Here is an 18182-nt window from a genome sequence, read left to right on the forward strand (position 1 = left end):
ACCTGGTACACAGCACCGAATACCTTGCCGGCCAGATTGCCAGCGTGCACAACCTTACCTTCTATTTATGGTTGGTAAAACAAGCGCGCCAGCAAATTATAAACGGCACTTTCCGGGAATGGAAAGACGTAATGGTAAAGAAATTAATGACAAGACTCTAACAGTTAGAAAGTTTGGAAGTTAGAAAGTTAAAAAGTTGTTCTTTCTGCTCCCGCCACTTTTTAACTTTCTAACATTCTAACTTTTTAACTTTGAAGATTCTCGACTGGTACATATTAAAGAAGTTTCTCACCACGTTTGTTTTCGCGGTGCTGATACTTGTGTCCATCATCCTGGTTATCGACTTTACTGAAAAGAACGACGACTTTATACAGGAGAATGTACCTATAGCCGAGATCATCTTTGATTACTACATCAACCTGATCCCGTTCTACGCCAACATGCTAAGCCCGATAACGGTGTTCATTGCTACAGTATTTGTAACGGCAAAGCTGGCGTCGCATACAGAAATTGTGGCCATGCTGAGCAGCGGCATTAGCTTCAGGAGGCTCTTGGTACCGTATGTGGTGGGTGCTACACTAATCGGCGCGCTGATTTTTGGTCTTATCGGGTGGGTTATACCGAATGCTAATAAAAAGAGTGTGGCCTTCCAGGTGAAATATGTTAAAAGCCCTTACACTTACGATAGCCGCAACATCCATATCAAAATAGCGCCTGATGCTTATGTGTATATGGAGAGCTACAACAACAGTGCGCATATAGGCTACAACTTTGCCCTGGAGCAGATCGTAGGCACTACCCTGAAAAGCAAGATCACATCTAACAGTGTAACCTGGGACGAAGCCGCCGGAAAATGGCACATGGACTACTATACGCTCCGCACGTTTGATGGCGAAAAAGAAACGATCTATAAAGGGCAGGATCTGGACACTACCCTGAACATGCAGCCCAAGGATTTTGAAAGTACCTATAAATTAGAGCAAACCCTTACCCTGCCTGAACTAAACAACCTGATCGCTGAAAAGAAAATGCGCGGCGCTGATGATATAGAACTATACCTGGTAGAAAAATATGAGCGCTTCAGTTACCCGTTTGCCATTGTTATACTTACCGTTATCGGGGTTATAGTTAGTGCGCGCAAAGCCCGTGGCGGTGTGGGTGTTCAGATAGCATTGGGGTTCTTCCTGGCATTCGTTTTTATAGTATTCGTTATCACCAGTCGTAGCCTGGCACAGGTAGGAGATATTCCGCCACATATTGCCGCCTGGATCCCAACTATAGTTTTCACCGGGATCGGCTTTTTACTTTACCGTTATATTCCGCGCTAATGCCTCGCTTAAGAGATTTTATTGAACTGCACTTTGTTATTTTGCTGTGGGGCTTTACCGCTATACTCGGCAAACTTATAACGATACCGGCTGTTGAGTTAGTAGCCATCCGTACACTGATTACGGCACTAGCGCTGTGGGCAATTATGTACAAAGCGCGCACGCCTTTCTGGTTGGGCAGGTCTATCGGTTTAAAAATGCTGGGAGTCGGCTTCCTGATCGCTGCCCATTGGATCCTGTTCTTTGCAGCTGCACGGGTTTCTTCGGTTTCGATATGCCTGATCGGGTTGGCAACCTGTAGCCTCTGGACCGCATTCCTGGAGCCGTTATTTACAAAGAAAAAGATAAAGCCTTACGAGGTTTTCCTGGCCCTGCTCATCATATTTGGCCTGTACATTATTTTCCGAAACGAAACGGATTTTAACAGTGTCCTGGGTCTCAGTATGGCCATCGGGTCGGCACTACTGGCATCTATCTTCACAATCATCAATGCCAATCTGGTTAAAAAGATACCGTCTACAACTATAACCTGCTACGAAATGGGTGGGGCTTTCCTGGGTACGGTACTCTTCTTCCCGGTGTATACCATGTACTTTGCAGAAGGCAACCAGCTTAACTTTAACCTGATACCGATGGATTGGGTGTACCTGGCTGTGCTTATACTGGCCTGTACGGTGTATGCTTATACTGCAGGTGTAAGATTAATGCAGCGCATTTCGGCGTTTACGATGAACCTTACTGTGAACCTGGAGCCTGTTTACGGCATTATACTGGCTATCTTTATTTTTAACGAGAGCAGCCAGCTTTCTCCTGAGTTTTATGTCGGGGCAGGAATTATTCTGCTAAGCGTATTTATTTACCCGGTCATCAATACGGTGGCAGAGCGTCGCAGGAAATTACAGAAGGCCTTTCCAGAGGAGGTAATTTTTCGGAAAGATTAGGTTAGCCGGAGCATCACTTTCAAAAATACCATACACCGCAGAGCCGGAGCCTGTCATGGAAGCATACACTGCTCCTGCTTCGTACAGGTTTGCTTTTAAGTTTGCCAGTTCAGGGTATTTCGGGAAAAGCGATTTCTCAAAATCATTGTGCATAATATCTTTCCATAGTTTGATATCCTGCTTCAGGACCATTTCCATGGTACAGGTTGGCTTTTCGGGCGTAACACCGGCGTAGGCTTCTGCAGTGGTAATATGCAGGCCAGGATATACTATGACACAACTATAACCGCTCAGGTTCAGGAGGGCAGGCATAAAAACATCGCCACGCTCTACGGCAATAACCGGTTTATTTTCTACAAAAAAAGCACAATCGCTACCCAGCATGCGGGCATAGTTTTGCAGCTCCTCTATAGTTAGTTCAAGCTTGAAGAGTTTGTTCAGGATGCGTAGTGCAAAGGCAGCATCGGCAGAACCACCACCCAGCCCCGCTCCCATCGGGATAACTTTGTGCAGGTGCATGTGCACAGGAGGCAGGTTATAGGTTTTCTCGAGTAGCTTGTAAGCTTTCAGGCAAAGGTTGGTTTCAGGGTCGCCGGGCACAGGCAAGCCGCTCATGGTGAAGGTATTCTTACCGGCAGGCAGTATCTCTAAAGCATCGCACCATTGCACCGGGTAAAAACACGACTCCAGGTTATGAAACCCATCAGGCCGTTTTTCGACGATCTGTAAACCTAAATTTATCTTTGCGTTCGGGAAATCAAGCATCTTAAAAAGTATAATTACTGCAAGTAAGTAAATATTGAAGTTTGTAGGTAGCTGGCCGGCCCTGTTTTTAATTAAACTATGTAAATATTAAAACATAGAGATAAAGCCAAACATCCTGAAATATAAATACGTAATGTTTAGCTGCACGGGCATACAGTACGTAACTGCCTTCCAGAATTATAATTTCAGCACTAATAATTTCGGTTATAAGCTTACAATAAATTGAAGTATAACCGTTGGGATACTATAGTGCATTTTTTACGTTCTGCAGGCTAATTTCCAGTATGTTCTTCAAAAGATTTTTGCTTACTTGTATAGCAGTTAACTGCCAATAACCCAGATGACACAATTAAATTACAGACCAGGACGCATTTTTTTGTCGGTACCACACATGGGCGGACATGAGCGCAACTATGTGCAGAAAGCCCTGGAAGATAACTGGGTAACAACAGTTGGCCCAAACATACCCGGCTTTGAACACGACATCTGCCAGCATACCAACGCCCAGCATGCTGTTGCGTTAAGCTCCGGCACTGCAGCTCTGCATTTAGGGCTCCGGGTGTTAGGCGTAAAGCCCGGCGACGAAGTGATCTGTTCTACGTTTACATTTGTAGCTTCTGCAAACCCTATTTTATATGTTGGCGCCACTCCTGTTTTTGTAGACAGCGAACCCGAAACCTGGAACATGGATCCCGAGTTGCTGGATCAGGCCATAAATGCCGGCATAGCGCGGGGCAAAAAGCCAGCCTGCATTTTAGTGGTGCATATCTATGGTATGCCTGCCAAAATGAAGGAGATCATGGAAGTGGCTGACCGGTATGAAATACCTGTATTGGAAGACGCTGCCGAGGCGCTCGGCTCGAGGTACAGCGGTCACCAGGTGGGTACGTTTGGTAAAATTGGTGTTTTCTCTTTTAACGGGAATAAGATCATCACTACATCGGGTGGCGGGGCGATTATAACGGCTGATGAAGAACTGGCAAAACAAGCTGCTTTCCTGGCAAATCAGGCCAAAGAACCTGCCCCTTATTACCTGCACTCCCAAATGGGTCACAACTATATGCTGAGCAACATAAATGCAGGTATTGGCCGCGGGCAGCTGGAGGTACTCGAAAAGCGCGTGAAGCAGCGCCGCGAGATCTATAGTTACTATAAAGCCCAGTTAAGCGAGATTGAAGGACTTGAGTTTGTGACAGAGCCAAAGGCATGCTTTGCCAACCGCTGGCTGACAACTATACTTTTGCCGGAAGGTTTTAGCCCGGAGCAGATACGCCTAGAACTGGAAACCGAGAACATAGAAACCAGGCGGCTTTTAAAGCCTATGCACCAGCAACCCTTGTTTGCCGATTGCGCCTACTTTGGCAACGGAACCAGCGACCAGCTTTTTGAGCGCGGCTTAAGTTTGCCAAGCAGCAGCAGCCTTACCGAAGAAGAACTGGAAAAAGTAGTGAAAGCCCTGAAGCAAATACTTTTATAGTTACTCAAACTATATTTTAGCTAAACCTCTCACCAGGTCAGTCAGTAATTCTTCATCTTCCTCTATGCCAACCGATAAGCGGATAACACCGGCTGTAATACCTATTTTCTGTTGTTGCTCAGGAGTTAATGCGCGGTGCGAGGTACCCAGCGGATAAGAGATAGATGTGCTTACACCTGCCAGCGAAGGCGCGAACGGAATATGCTTTAACCCTTGCATAAACCTGTTAACTGCTTCCTTATCATCTTTTATCCTGAAGCTTAGCATACCGCCATACAAACCACTCCCCTGCTCTTTTGCCAGCTGATGCTGTGGATGCTTATGCAGCCCCGGATACCAGACCTGTTCTACTTTTGGATGCCCCTGCAGAAACTCAGCTATAGTTTGGGCATTGGTGCAATGTTGCTTCATGCGCAGACGCAGGGTTTTCAGGCCGCGTGCTGCCAGCCAGCTTTCAAAAGGACTCAGGTTAAGCCCGTAGGTCAACATCACTTTCTGAACGCGCTGCAGGTCTTCTTCTGCCATACATATCACCACACCGGCTGTTACATCGCTGTGCCCCGATAAGTACTTGGTAACACTATGAATCACAATATCGGCACCCAGTCCTAGGGGTTTGGTAACTATAGGCGTCGCAAACGTATTGTCGATCACCAGCTTTATGTTATGCTTATGGGTTTCTGTGGCCAAGCGTTTTATATCAAATACCATCAGCAGTGGGTTGCTCATGGTCTCAGCCAGGAACAAGCGCGTATTGGGTTTTACCAGCTCATCAAAACTATAGGTTGCCTCCGATGGCACATAAGTTACTTCTATACCTATCCTACTCAGCTCCTGGGTAAGCAGTGCCGCTGAGCCGCCATATATCTCTTCTGCACACAGCACATGGTCGCCGGCTTTGCAAATGGCTAGTATAGCTGTAAGTATCGCCGACATACCCGACGAGGTAACTATAGCTCCTACGCCACCTTCCAGCTTATTTACTTCGTTTGCCAGCTCATCAGAGTTTGGGTTGGCATAACGAGAATACATATAGCGCTGCCCCGGCTGTTCGAAGTATAGTTCCAGTTCGTTCAGGTCATCAAACGTGAAAACTGAGGTTTGGAAAATAGGTGTGGCTTTCGGTTTTATGTGTGGCATAAGTCAGGTCTAAATCGAGCTTTAAGTTAAGCAGGAATTGTATATATTAGATTGATTTTCTAACGAATTTACCTGTGACCTCTCTTATAACATTTGCGATCATTCTACTTTTACCTATCGCCTTTATTGGGATTGGATATTACTTTGACTATCGTCAAAACAAAAATGATTTTGTCAAAACACTTAAAAATATAGGCATAGGATGCTTTTCTATTGCAATTGCTACGGTTCTTATTTCATTAGTTTTCAATACTATTGTAGATCTTTTTCCTTGGAATAATAATTATGGAAAGAACTATAATAAAGTAAGGGAGAGTGAAGGAATACCACTAATAGAGAAGACCTGGGGATTAACAAAGTTTAGTGGGAGCAAATTTGAACAATGGTGGATGGATTCAGTCAATACTGATAACAATATTCATACAACCAAAATAATTGAATTTGATATGTTAGGCCCTACGAATGAACTTGATTATTTTAGTTCAGAAATTGTAAACTACAGATTAGAATCTAATTATAGCTACAACGATAAATCATTTAGCTATAGGAAAATTTTTAGACTAAAAAACAAGACCTTTAGTCACTTAGGTTACACCAGTCCCCTACCAGATGAAAATACAATTGTATTAACAAAAAAAGAGTTTAAAATATTATTGGCTAAGATGCAAAGCACCAAATAAGCTTAATGTGAGCATAACTCTATCTAATTTCAAAACAAAAAACGCCTTCTGCTCATAAAGAACAGAAGGCGTTTTTGATATTGTAGATAGATCTCGTTATTCGATCACAGATTCGGCAAGTACAATAATCTTGTTATTCAGTACTTCTACCACACCGCCATCCACGGTAAAGAACTCCTGTCCTTTTTTGGTAGTTACCCGGATTCTGCCTCTTTCCATGGTGCTGATAAGGGGGGCGTGCAGGTTCAGAACTTCAAAAGAGCCATTAGCTCCCGGAAACTGGGCTGCATCTACCTCACCGGCAAAAACCTTTTTATCTGGTGTGATTATCTCTAAATACATCTTGTTCAGTTATCAGTTAACATTTACCAGTGATCAGAAATTGCTAACTGATCACTGATAACTGTTTCTTGAATTTATTTTGCTTCGGCCATCAGCTTCTCACCTTTGGCTACTGCATCTTCAATTGTACCTACAAGGTTGAAGGCAGCCTCAGGAAGGTGGTCATACTTACCGTCCATGATCTCGTTAAAGCCTCTGATAGTGTCTTTGATATCAACCAATACACCAGCAAGACCTGTAAACTGCTCAGCTACGTGGAATGGCTGAGATAAGAAACGCTGAACACGACGCGCTCTTGATACAACCAGCTTATCTTCATCAGAAAGTTCGTCCATACCAAGGATGGCGATGATATCCTGAAGTTCTTTGTAACGCTGAAGAATTTCCTTAACGCGCTGTGCTGTACCGTAGTGGTCTTCACCAAGAACATCAGCAGACAGGATACGTGAAGTAGAGTCCAGAGGATCCACCGCAGGGTAGATACCAAGCTCAGCAATTTTACGCGAAAGTACTGTAGTTGCATCCAAGTGAGCGAAAGTCGTCGCTGGAGCAGGGTCAGTTAAGTCATCCGCAGGTACGTAAACCGCCTGTACAGATGTAATAGAACCACGCTTAGTAGACGTGATACGCTCCTGCATGGCACCCATTTCAGTTGCCAGCGTTGGCTGGTAACCTACCGCTGATGGCATACGACCAAGAAGAGCCGACACCTCAGAACCTGCCTGCGTAAAGCGGAAGATATTGTCGATAAAGAAAAGGATATCGCGACCTGCACCAGTACCATCACCGTCACGGAAGTTTTCAGCTACAGTAAGACCAGACAAGGCAACACGAGCACGCGCCCCAGGAGGCTCATTCATCTGACCAAACACCAGCGTCGCCTGAGATTTCTCAAGTTCAGCCATGTCAACTTTCGTCAGATCCCATCCGCCTTCTTCCATAGAGTGCTTAAATTCTGCACCGTAACGGATAATGTCTGACTCAAGGAATTCACGAAGCAGGTCATTTCCTTCACGGGTACGCTCACCAACACCGGCAAACACAGAAAGACCAGAGTAAGCCTTTGCAATGTTGTTTACCAGCTCCATGATAAGTACTGTTTTACCTACCCCGGCACCACCGAACAAACCAATTTTACCACCTTTTACATAAGGGGCTAACAGGTCGATTACTTTGATACCAGTGTAAAGGATCTCAGAAGAAGTTGCAAGTTCTTCGAAAAGTGGCGCCGCACGGTGAATTGGCAGACGCGTAGTAGTAGCGGGCTGCGGAATACCATCAATTGCTTCGCCGATCACGTTGAACAGACGGCCATTAATAGCATTGCCGGTTGGCATAGTAATCGGGCCACCAAGGTCATTAACCTGTGCGCCACGGGTCAAACCTTCCGTAGAGTCCATCGCAATGGTACGTACACGGTCTTCGCCTAGGTGCTGTTGTACTTCCAGCACGATGCGCTGGCCGCTTTCTTTTATTACCTCAAGCGCATCGAGGATATTTGGTAGTTTTGCGTTTTCACCCGCAAAGCTAACGTCCACAACCGGACCGATAACCTGGGTAATTCTGCCAATATTCGCCATTTGACTTTTTATATTGATTAACTATTAAAACGGAGCTATTTCAGGGTGCAAAACTAATGCATAAATCTCTTAAAACCATATAACACATCAAAAACTTTTAACTTATTCAGTATCATACTATAGTTAAAACAAAACACAGCTCCCCGGCAACCACTTTTTATAGCCGGGGAGCTGTGTTAAAAATGCGTAGGTTTAGTTACTGATCGATGCGAAGCACAAATTTGCCCGGGTCGTTCATTATAAACCGAACTTCGCGGTCGTACACTACGGTGCCCATTTTATTTCTGGAGCTGTATTTCACATAGCCTTCAAAAGGAAGCGAAATATTTTCGAAACCCTGGTAGTTGCTTGTAGATACAGTGCTACCGCTGCTGCCGATCATCTGCAGGTTATCCAGGTTGCGCAACGGCATCCCCGACTCCATCACCACGATCTCCACATGGTTGCCCTGGTCCGCTTTTTTTGAAAGCATAACACGCTCAATATTGCGCTTCATTATTACCTTCGAGGATTTGGTCTCTACCCTCTTCGTGGCTCTCTTTTTCTTTTTCTTCTCTGTTTTAGATGCCTGCAGCAAGGTATCCTGGGGCTGCATAGAAAGCGCACTGCCCATGGCAGTATCCACGTTAATGTTAGTGTCTATAGTTGCCGGACCTGCTCCCGCACCGACCAGCAGCAAAAAAGAGAGAATGTAAACACAGCTCATAATGGTAGAATTTACGTTGAAAATTTATAACTATAAATATAAGCTTTCCGGGTACGACTACCAATAGTTTTTGCCTTATTTATTAAAGGTGCCTCAGCAGTTCTATCTGGTCATCGTTAAGCAGGATATACCTGTTGTTAAACGGGTTGGCATAAAACTTCTCAGCTATCACATACTCACCCGATGTAAGCTTGTGTATATTGTAGCTGAACAGGCTGTTAGAGCGTTCTATTACCAGCTCTGTCGTACTTAGGTCTAACTGACGGCCACAGGTTGTAGTGATCAGTTCGCGGTTAGATGTTGTAGTTGGCATAATAAAATAAGGATAAGGGAGTTCCTTCTTTACGCAACTGCTAGCAGTTGGTGACACTACACTTAAATTAATCCGGATTTTTTTTGGTAGCAACTATAGTTCATAAAAGACAAACTATAAAATCCTTAAATCTGCTGTGCTCTTAAAGCAGAAGTTCCTACTTTTGCTAATCCGTTACTAAAGCCAGACAAAACGTGGAAAATCAACTGACAACAGTAGAAACTGCCCAGAAGCTTGGCCTTCTGGAAGAAGAATTTGAAAAGATAAAGCAGATTCTGGGCCGCACACCCAATTTTACCGAGTTAAGTATCTTCTCCGTAATGTGGTCGGAGCACTGCTCTTACAAGAACTCTATCGTTTGGCTGAAAACGCTGCCAAAAGACTCGCCTCGCATGCTGGCCAAAGCCGGCGAAGAAAATGCCGGCCTTGTTGACATCGGCGACGGTTATGCCTGCAGCTTCAAGATCGAATCGCATAATCACCCATCTGCCATCGAGCCTTATCAGGGCGCAGCAACCGGTGTGGGTGGAATAAACAGGGATATTTTTACAATGGGTGCCCGCCCTATCGCGCAGCTTAACTCCCTCCGCTTCGGCAACCCGCATTCCGAAAAAACAAAGGGTTTGCTACGTGGTGTAGTTAAAGGCATCAGCCACTATGGCAATGCCTTTGGTATACCTACTGTTGGAGGCGAGCTATTCTTTGACGAATGCTACAACATCAACCCACTTGTAAATGCTTTCTCGGCAGGTATAGTTAAGGTAGGCGAAACTGCTTCTGCTACATCGTACGGTGTTGGTAACCCTGTATTTATAGTTGGTTCAGCCACTGGTAAAGACGGTATACACGGCGCTGCCTTTGCATCTAAAGATATTAACGAAGATTCTGCCAAAGACCTCCCATCTGTTCAGGTAGGCGATCCGTTCCAGGAAAAACTTTTACTGGAAGCTACGCTGGAGATCATTCAGTCGGGCCACGTAATTGGCATGCAGGATATGGGCGCTGCCGGTATTACCTGCTCTACTTCCGAAATGAGTGCCAAAGGCGAGCACGGCATGGACATCTGGCTGGATAAAGTACCTACCCGCCAAGCAAACATGGTTCCGTTCGAGATACTGCTTTCAGAAAGCCAGGAACGCATGCTTATAGTTATGAAAAAAGGCTATGAGCAAACTATTAAAGACATCTGCGATAAATGGGACCTGTACTGCGAGCAGATTGGTGTTGTTACCGAAGGCGGGCAGTTACGCTATTACCAGGATGGTAAATTAGTAGCTGAAGTACCTGCCAACGACCTTGTGTTAGGTGGCGGCGCCCCGGTTTACCACAGAGAGTACCGCGAGCCGGCTTACTTTGCCGAATCAAAGAAATTCAACATAGACCAGATAGAGGAACCGGAGGATTACCAGGCTGTAGCCGAGTTTTTAGCTACGCACCCTAATATTGCCTCCAAGCGCTGGGTTTACCGCCAGTACGACTCTATGGTTGGTACTGCCACTATGACTACAAATGCGCCATCGGATGCAGCTATAGTTAAAGTAAAAGGTACAAACAAATCAATAGCCGTAACGGTAGATTGCAACAGCCGCTACGTGTACGCCGACCCGGAAAAAGGAACATCGATTGCAGTAGCTGAAGCTGCCCGTAATATAGTTTGCTCTGGCGCCGAGCCGGTAGCTATTACCAACTGTCTGAACTTTGGTAACCCGTACGTGCCGGAAGTATACTGGCATTTTGTAGGTGCTATTAAAGGTATGGGCAAAGCCTGCACTGCTCTTGGTACGCCGGTAACGGGTGGTAACGTAAGTTTCTATAACCAGTCATCGGACGAAGGCCCAGTGTTCCCGACGCCAACTATAGGCATGCTGGGCATACTGGAAGATAAGAATAATAAAATGACCCTGGCTTTCCAGAACGCTGGTGACATTATTTATATGGTTGGTGAGGCACAGAACGACATCGCTTCTTCGGAGTACCTGTATTCTTACCACAACGTTAAGTTATCACCTGCCCCACATTTTGAGATGGAGACCGAGCTGAAGCTGCAGGAAACTATAAAAGAAGTGATCGAGCAGAAGCTTATTAAGTCGGCGCACGATGTAGCTGATGGTGGTTTATACATTACCTTGCTGGAGTCTGCGATGCCGAATGAACTGGGCTTTGATATAGAAACTGACAGAAATTTCAGAAAAGATGCATTTTTATTTGGCGAAAGCCAGAGCCGCGTAGTTGTTTCGGTTTCGCCGGAACAGCAGGTTGATTTTGAGCAGGCGCTTAAAAATAAAGGCATGAATGTCACGGAATTAGGCGTTGTAACTGCCCACGACTGCCACATTGATGGTGAACTATACCATGGAATTACGGTAGCCAAAAAGCACTACGACACAGCGCTGGAGCAGATTTTAGACTAAATTTTTAGATTTTTTTTGAAGCAAATGTTTGCAGTTTAAAATCGTCTGTCTATCTTTGCATCACTGAACGACGAAGGGGCTTCCACCCTGAAATCTAGTAGGTACTCTGTCCGATGGTGTAACTGGCAACACGTCTGATTTTGGTTCAGAAGAGTCCAGGTTCGAAACCTGGTCGGACAACTTAAAAAGCCCTTAGATCTGATCTAAGGGCTTTTTTGTTTTACTTCAAAACTATAGTTTACCTTTACACCTAACTATAAAATCTGCGGGTAAGCACTAACAACCTCATATGCCAACTATAACCATCACTACTATAGTTAACGCAACACCCGAACTGTGCTTTGACCTTTCCAGAAGTATAGACCTGCACACCATCTCCACAAAACACACCGGCGAACAGGCAGTTGCCGGCGTAACATCAGGCCTGATAGATTTAAACGAAACAGTAACCTGGAAAGCAAAACATTTTGGTATCTGGCAACACCTCACCAGTAAAATAACCGAATACAACCGGCCTGCTTATTTTGTAGATGAAATGGTAAAAGGTGCTTTTGCAAGGTTCAGGCACGAACACCACTTTAAGCAGCAGAACAACCAAACTATAATTACCGATATCTTCGATTATACTTCACCGTTAGGCATATTGGGCAGGGTAGCCGACAGGTTATTTCTGAAAACATACTTGCACAAATTACTGTTAGAGAGAAACCGGGTAATTAAAAGTTATGCTGAGTTCGGGAAATGGCAGGAAATTATACCAGCTATAGTTCAGGAATAGTAATAAACTACACATAATTGGTTCGGTAAATTTGTGTTGCAGTATAAAACCAGAACAATAAAGATGAATCAGCCCTTTTATAACCTATCCGCTAAAACGCTACAGGGTAAAGAAGTAACCATGGACCAGTTTGCTGGCAAGGCGGTGCTGGTCGTAAATACGGCTTCGCAGTGCGGGCTTACACCACAATTTGAAGGGTTGGAAAATCTTTACCATAAGTACCAGGATAAAGGCCTGGTTATACTTGGTTTCCCGTGTAACCAGTTTGGCAACCAGGAGCCCGGAGACGAAAAATCGATTGCTGAAGGCTGTGTTATAAACTATGGCGTAACGTTCCCGATGTTTGCCAAAGTTGACGTTAACGGCAAAAATGCTCACCCTGTATTTAAGTACCTGAAAAGCGAACTAAAAGGCTTATTGGGTACAGGCCGTGTAAAGTGGAATTTCACGAAGTTCTTAGTTGGGAAAGATGGCAAACCTTTAAAGCGCTTCTCGCCTACCACCAAACCCGAAAAGATAGAGAAGTACCTCGAAACTATACTTTAAGTTATAGTTTCCTTTCTGAAGTATAGTTTGCAGTTCTGCAATGCTGAAGTATAAGTTATACTTACACCAAAGTAATTGTATAGTGTGGTAAACTATAATCATTTACCTCACAATTTATCTGTATAATCAGCCGTCGCTAACAAGTTATTTCGTAGCTTTGCAGGCATAATAACCTTAACCTGAATCCTTCATTTAGCATTAAGCAAAACTATGCCCCTCGTAAAGATATTCTCCGGCTCCGCTTCGCGCTACTTAGCTGAAAAAATTGCAACTGCTTACGGCACGCAATTAGGCGACTTAACTATTTCCCGTTTCAGTGATGGCGAAATTGGCGTACACTACAACGAGTCTGTGCGTGGTGCCGAAGTATTTATAGTACTCTCCACTTTTCCGCCTGCCGATAACCTGATGGAACTGATGCTGCTGGTAGATGCTGCCAAGCGTGCTTCAGCACATAAAGTAATTGTGGTAATGCCCTACTACGGCTATGCCCGCCAGGACAGAAAAGACAAGCCTCGCGTATCGATAGGCGCCAAAGTGCTGGCAAATGCCGTACAGGCCTGCGGCGCCGACCGCCTGATGACCTGCGACCTGCATGCAGGCCAGATCCAGGGTTTCTTCGATATCCCGGTCGATCATCTGGATGGATCAGCCATCTTTGTGCCTTACCTGCGCAGCCTGAACCTGGGCTCAAGCCTGATTTTCGCATCTCCGGACGTTGGTGGTGTGGTAAGAACAAGAGCTTTTGCCAAGAATTTCGGAGCGGAAATGGTAGTGTGCGATAAGCACAGGGTTCGCGCAAATGAGATCGCCTCGATGCAGGTAATTGGTAACGTAGAAGGCCTGGATGTAGTACTGGTAGATGACATGGTAGACACTGCCGGAACTATAACCAAAGCAGCCGAGCTACTAAAAGAAAAAGGTGCCAGAACGGTTCGCGCTATCGCTACACACCCAGTACTTTCGGGCCCGGCTTACGAGCGCATCGAAAATTCTGTGCTGGAAGAGATCGTAGTTTCTGATACCATTCCGCTTAAGCAGGAGTCTTCTAAAATTAAGGTGCTTTCTTTCGCTGAACTGTTTGCCCGTGCAATCAACAACGTAGTAACACACGAGTCTATCAGCTCGCTGTTTATATAATTACAGATTGTTAAAGGCTAAATGGCTGAATTGTTGAATCTCTCTTTCAACAATTCAGCCATTTGTCTTTTTAGCCGCCATCAATTCAAATAAAAGACAGCTTGCAAAACGGATGAGAGCTCTGATATAGAGCAGGTTGTATGTTTCAAGAAAAAACAATCAACAATTAACAATCAGCAATTAAAAAAAACCTACCTTTGTGGCTCGAAAAATTTTAACAAATTCATTTTTATGAAAACTTTAGAGATTATAGGGTTTAAAAGAGCAAATCTCGGCAAATCGCAGACGAAAGAGCTGCGTAATGAGTCTTATGTACCAGGTGTATTATATGGCGGCGCTGAGCAAATTCACTTCTACGCACCAGCTATCCTGTTCAGAGACTTAGTTTATTCTCCGGAAGTATACGAAGTAGACCTGAATATTGAAGGAACACACTACAGAGCTATCATGCAGGATGTACAGTTCCACCCGGTTAACGAAATGCTGTTACACGTTGACTTCCTGGAACTACAGGATGACAAGCCAGTGAAAATGGAAATTCCGGTTAAAATGGTTGGTACTTCTCCAGGTGTAATTGTTGGTGGTAAGCTGGTAACTAAGCTGCGTAAGCTTAAAGTAAAAGCTCTTCCAGCTAACCTTCCAGATTATATCGAAGTTGATATTTCTGAACTGGAACTTGGTAAGTCTATCAAAGTTAGTAAGATCAACACAGGTGGTAACTACGAGATCCTTACAAACGCACTTGCTCCGGTTGCTACAGTAACTATTCCACGTGCTCTTAAGAGTGCTCAGATGGAAGAAGCTCGCGGCGGCAAGAAATAAGCAGCAAACACTATTTTATAGTACAAGATCCTGTCCTGCCGCAAGCAGGGCAGGATTTTTTGTTTCTGATAAAAGGTTTAATTGTTAAATGGCTAAATTGCTGCATTGTTAGATGGTTGAGTTTGGCAAAAAGTGCTATTTGATTTAACCTTTAACAATTTAACAATTAACAACTTGAGTAACTCAACGATTAAAACTATAAAACTATGGCTGGGCCTGGCACCCAAAGCTCCTGCCCCACCCGAAGATACAAGCATGAAATACCTTATAGTTGGCCTGGGAAATATAGGACCGGAATACGCCAAAACGCGGCACAACATCGGCTTTATGGTGCTTGACCACCTGGCCAAAAAACACGATGCAAAGTTTGATGTAAGTCGCCACTCGTTTGTGACCGAGATAAAAACAAAAGGCCGGACATTTGTACTGGTAAAACCTACTACTTACATGAACCTGAGCGGCAAAGCAGTTAGCCACTGGCTTAACTCGCTAAAGCTTACGCCTGAGCAAATGCTTGTAATAACAGATGATCTTGCTTTGCCTTTCGGTACACTACGCATCCGGATGAAAGGCAGCGCCGGCGGACATAACGGCTTAAAACATATAGAGCAAACGCTTGGCAACAACAACTATCCACGCCTTCGCTTTGGAGTTGGCGATGCGTTCCATAAAGGCAAGCAGGTAGATTATGTGCTAAGCAATTTCAGTAACGACGAGCAGGCCGAGCTTCAGACATTGATTGAAAAATCAGCAGATGCTGTGATCTCTTTTGGCACCATCGGGCTGGAGCGCACCATGAACCAGTTCAACACCAAGTAAGCAATTATAGATTTAAATGACGGTACAGCATGTAAAACAAGCGCCAGGCAGAGTAACCTCCCTTGACTACGTTCGGGGGCTGGCGGCTTTTGGTATTTTGCTGTACCACTTCCAGAGCTGGACGCTGGGCCACATGGAGGCTGAGAGTTTCTGGGGGCGAATTGGCTTGTATGGTGTTGCTATCTTTTATGTACTGAGTGGCCTTACATTGTACCATGTATACGAGGCACGGCTGCAACCCCACAAAGCACCGCTCACAGATTTTTACCTGAAACGCGTTTTCAGGCTCTTCCCGCTGCTCTGGCTTATTATGCCGGTATACCTCATTATCGACCCCACGCTCCGCGACTGGGACCGCATTTTACTCAATTTTACCGGGTTGTTTGGTTTTGTGAGCTGGGATGAACCGATTGGGGTTGGTGTTTGGTCTATTGGTAACGAGCTGGTGTTTTACCTGTTCTTCCCGTTGTTCCTGTTTTCGGCCAGGCATAGCCGGGTGGCTTTTGCTATAGTTTGCCTGCTTATAGTTGGGTTGGGCGCTTACTTTGCTTTTTATAGTATAAACGATGCCGTTCCGCTTGCCAGGCAGTGGCGCGATTATGTGAACCCGTTTAACCAGATCTTCCTGTTTCTGGGTGGTGTGGCCATTGGGTATTTTACAAAGTACAGGAGGTTGCCAACTTTACCTTTGGTTGCACTGCTGCTGGCAGGTATAGTAATGTTTATAGTTTACCCCGCTTCAGGCAATACGGTAACCCTTGTAACCGACTGGAATCGCTTCATTTTTTCAGCTACCTGCCTGGCTGTTTGTTTTGCCATGTACAAGCTGCCTGTTACCTTTCCGAAGGTGCTGCATGTGCCCCTACACACGTTGGGCGAGATCAGTTATGCGCTTTACCTGTTGCACCCGCTGGTTTATAAAGTAGTTAAGTTTGCTGCTAAACAATTCAACTTCTCTCCCTGGGTTACTATTGTTGTAGCTATAGTTACAACTGTCATCCTCAGCCAACTTGTGTACCGGTATTACGAACAATACTTTATAAAACTTGGGCAGAAGGTGAGTAAAACGATAACAGCCCGTTTAGAGGCGTAAATATCCTGCCGCCAATAAACCAACTATAGCTTTATTGGCGCTTATACATCTTCCCTAAATTAACCTGTTGCTCTACTTTTATTTTATTCCTGATTTCCCAGCTTATATCTATATTTCGCATTAACACACACCCACCCCTGAACTATGAAACGGGTTCTTCAACTATACCGCAATGCCTTTGGTGGCCTCTCCCGGCAAACCTGGATGATGTCGGTGGTGATGCTGATAAACAGGAGCGGGGCCATGGTTATTCCTTTCCTGGGAGTTTACCTTACCTCGGAGCTTAACTATAGTTTAAAACAGACAGGCGCAATTCTTAGCATTTATGGGTTGGGAGCAGTGTGTGGTGCTTTTCTGGGTGGCTGGCTTACCGATAAGATTGGCCATTTTAAGATACAGTTTGTCAGCCTGGTGTTAGGTGGCAGCCTGTATTTTTTACTTCTCAACCTAAGGCAGTTCGAGTACATGGCGGCCGGCGTTTTTATCCTGAGCCTGGTAAACGATATGCTTCGCCCGGCCAACGCTGCTTCTATCGCTTATTATGCCAGGCCCGAAAATATTACCCGCGCTTTCTCACTTAACAGGATGGCCATAAACCTGGGCTTTTCCATTGGTCCGGCAGTAGGTGGTTTGGTGGCTGCGCTGTCGTATAAATGGCTTTTTATTGCCGATGGCGTAACCTGTATAGCAGCCGGCATTTTCTTTTTTGTGTACTTCAGGGCGCAGCAAGGGCACCGGCCGGTTAAGGCAAAAACTACCACCGACTCTCCGGCTGTGCAGTCGCCTTACCGAGATAAGTGGTTCATCCTTTTTGTGATCCTGTGCAGTTTATTTGCTATCATTTTCTTCCAGTTATTTGCCACCCTGCCGCTCTACTATAAACAGGTCCATAGTTTATCAGAAGCCCGCATTGGTCTGCTGATGGCGCTTAACGGAATGATCGTTTTTTTGCTGGAGATGATCGTGGTGTACCTGCTGGGCGAGCAAGCTAAGAAATCCGTATTGGTAGCGAGTGGGTTATTGATGCTTGGGTTCTCGTTTGTGCTGCTTAACCTGTTTCCGCAAGTAGGTGTGCTATTTGTGTCGATGGTGTTGCTGAGTATTTCCGAGATTCTGGCGATGCCTTTTATGTCAACTATAACCGTAGAACGCTCAAACATCGATAACCGCGGTGCATACATGGGACTTTACACCATTTCTTATGCCGCCGCACACGTATTATCACCCTACCTGGGCACCAGCATAATTGCAGCCTATAGTTTCGATATGCTGTGGTGGGCTTGCGGTGGACTGGCTATAGT

The 18182-nt window shown here is 45.1% G+C and carries 18 protein-coding genes, 1 tRNA gene and 1 pseudogene; 14 read left to right on the plus strand and 6 right to left on the minus strand.

Annotated features, from left to right (window positions below; all coding sequences use genetic code 11):
* From tgt to ABS362_RS19015, 3 genes and pseudogenes are all read left to right on the plus strand, one after another.
* Window positions 1-161, plus strand: a pseudogene (gene tgt / locus ABS362_RS19005) (tRNA guanosine(34) transglycosylase Tgt); the annotation flags it as partial.
* 90 nt (window positions 162-251) lie between these two features.
* Entirely contained in the window at window positions 252-1328 is a 1077-nt protein-coding gene (locus ABS362_RS19010) for an LptF/LptG family permease (protein ID WP_350414570.1), read from the plus strand.
* Window positions 1328-2269 (plus strand): DMT family transporter, encoded by a 942-nt coding sequence (locus ABS362_RS19015; RefSeq protein WP_350414572.1) that lies wholly within the window; start codon window positions 1328-1330, stop codon window positions 2267-2269. The genes ABS362_RS19010 and ABS362_RS19015 overlap by 1 nt, the downstream gene beginning before the upstream one ends.
* Here the strand turns inward: ABS362_RS19015 and ispE are convergent.
* Window positions 2225-3034, minus strand: a complete 810-nt coding sequence (ispE, locus tag ABS362_RS19020) for a 4-(cytidine 5'-diphospho)-2-C-methyl-D-erythritol kinase (RefSeq protein WP_350414573.1) — start codon at window positions 3032-3034, stop codon at window positions 2225-2227. The two genes, ABS362_RS19015 and ispE, sit on opposite strands and share 45 nt — an antisense overlap.
* A 340-nt stretch (window positions 3035-3374) precedes the next feature.
* On the opposite strand from ispE, the gene ABS362_RS19025 reads away from it, so the two are divergent.
* Window positions 3375-4511 (plus strand): aminotransferase class I/II-fold pyridoxal phosphate-dependent enzyme, encoded by a 1137-nt coding sequence (locus ABS362_RS19025; RefSeq protein WP_350414575.1) that lies wholly within the window; start codon window positions 3375-3377, stop codon window positions 4509-4511.
* 9 nt (window positions 4512-4520) lie between these two features.
* Here the strand turns inward: ABS362_RS19025 and ABS362_RS19030 are convergent, their stop codons facing one another.
* On the minus strand, window positions 4521-5651 hold the full coding sequence (locus ABS362_RS19030; protein ID WP_350414577.1) for a trans-sulfuration enzyme family protein: 1131 nt from the start codon (window positions 5649-5651) through the stop codon (window positions 4521-4523).
* Window positions 5652-5725: 74 nt separating this feature from the next.
* Here ABS362_RS19030 and ABS362_RS19035 point away from each other — a divergent pair, with 74 nt between their 5' ends.
* A complete protein-coding gene (locus tag ABS362_RS19035) occupies window positions 5726-6331 on the plus strand; it encodes a hypothetical protein (RefSeq protein WP_350414578.1) in 606 nt (201 codons plus the stop codon).
* Between the two features lie 96 nt (window positions 6332-6427).
* Here ABS362_RS19035 and atpC read toward each other — a convergent pair whose 3' ends face one another.
* The 4 genes from atpC to ABS362_RS19055 form a co-directional block, all read right to left on the minus strand.
* A complete protein-coding gene (gene atpC / locus ABS362_RS19040) occupies window positions 6428-6673 on the minus strand; it encodes an ATP synthase F1 subunit epsilon (protein ID WP_162347094.1) in 246 nt (81 codons plus the stop codon).
* 74 nt (window positions 6674-6747) lie between these two features.
* Complete coding sequence (atpD, locus tag ABS362_RS19045) at window positions 6748-8253, minus strand: F0F1 ATP synthase subunit beta (protein WP_350414580.1); 1506 nt, start codon at window positions 8251-8253, stop codon at window positions 6748-6750.
* 196 nt (window positions 8254-8449) lie between these two features.
* Window positions 8450-8959: a hypothetical protein gene (locus tag ABS362_RS19050; RefSeq protein WP_350414582.1), complete on the minus strand. Its 510-nt coding sequence runs from the start codon at window positions 8957-8959 to the stop codon at window positions 8450-8452.
* Window positions 8960-9041: 82 nt separating this feature from the next.
* A complete protein-coding gene (locus tag ABS362_RS19055; RefSeq protein WP_350414583.1) occupies window positions 9042-9272 on the minus strand; it encodes a hypothetical protein in 231 nt (76 codons plus the stop codon).
* Between the two features lie 194 nt (window positions 9273-9466).
* Here ABS362_RS19055 and purL point away from each other — a divergent pair, with 194 nt between their 5' ends.
* From purL to ABS362_RS19100, 9 genes are all read left to right on the plus strand, one after another.
* The gene (gene purL / locus ABS362_RS19060) at window positions 9467-11683 is read left to right on the plus strand and encodes a phosphoribosylformylglycinamidine synthase subunit PurL (protein WP_350414584.1); all 2217 of its coding nucleotides are present in this window, start codon (window positions 9467-9469) and stop codon (window positions 11681-11683) included.
* Between the two features lie 107 nt (window positions 11684-11790).
* Window positions 11791-11863, plus strand: a tRNA-Gln gene (locus ABS362_RS19065).
* A 109-nt stretch (window positions 11864-11972) separates the two neighbouring features.
* On the plus strand, window positions 11973-12461 hold the full coding sequence (locus ABS362_RS19070; RefSeq protein WP_350414585.1) for an SRPBCC family protein: 489 nt from the start codon (window positions 11973-11975) through the stop codon (window positions 12459-12461).
* A gap of 63 nt (window positions 12462-12524) precedes the next feature.
* Window positions 12525-13007, plus strand: coding sequence for a glutathione peroxidase (locus ABS362_RS19075; protein ID WP_350414587.1), 483 nt, complete (start codon window positions 12525-12527; stop codon window positions 13005-13007).
* A gap of 210 nt (window positions 13008-13217) precedes the next feature.
* Complete coding sequence (locus ABS362_RS19080; RefSeq protein ID WP_350414589.1) at window positions 13218-14147, plus strand: ribose-phosphate pyrophosphokinase; 930 nt, start codon at window positions 13218-13220, stop codon at window positions 14145-14147.
* A gap of 231 nt (window positions 14148-14378) precedes the next feature.
* The gene (locus ABS362_RS19085; RefSeq protein WP_350414591.1) at window positions 14379-14969 is read left to right on the plus strand and encodes a 50S ribosomal protein L25/general stress protein Ctc; all 591 of its coding nucleotides are present in this window, start codon (window positions 14379-14381) and stop codon (window positions 14967-14969) included.
* 255 nt (window positions 14970-15224) lie between these two features.
* A complete protein-coding gene (pth, locus tag ABS362_RS19090) occupies window positions 15225-15788 on the plus strand; it encodes an aminoacyl-tRNA hydrolase (protein WP_350414596.1) in 564 nt (187 codons plus the stop codon).
* 16 nt (window positions 15789-15804) lie between these two features.
* A complete protein-coding gene (locus ABS362_RS19095) occupies window positions 15805-16881 on the plus strand; it encodes an acyltransferase family protein (protein WP_350414592.1) in 1077 nt (358 codons plus the stop codon).
* A gap of 144 nt (window positions 16882-17025) precedes the next feature.
* Window positions 17026-18182 (plus strand): MFS transporter (locus tag ABS362_RS19100; protein WP_350414594.1); only part of this gene is annotated, 1157 nt, incomplete at its 3' end.

The sequence above is a fragment of the Pontibacter populi genome (genome assembly GCF_040278685.1).
GTDB classification, from domain to species: domain Bacteria; phylum Bacteroidota; class Bacteroidia; order Cytophagales; family Hymenobacteraceae; genus Pontibacter; species Pontibacter populi.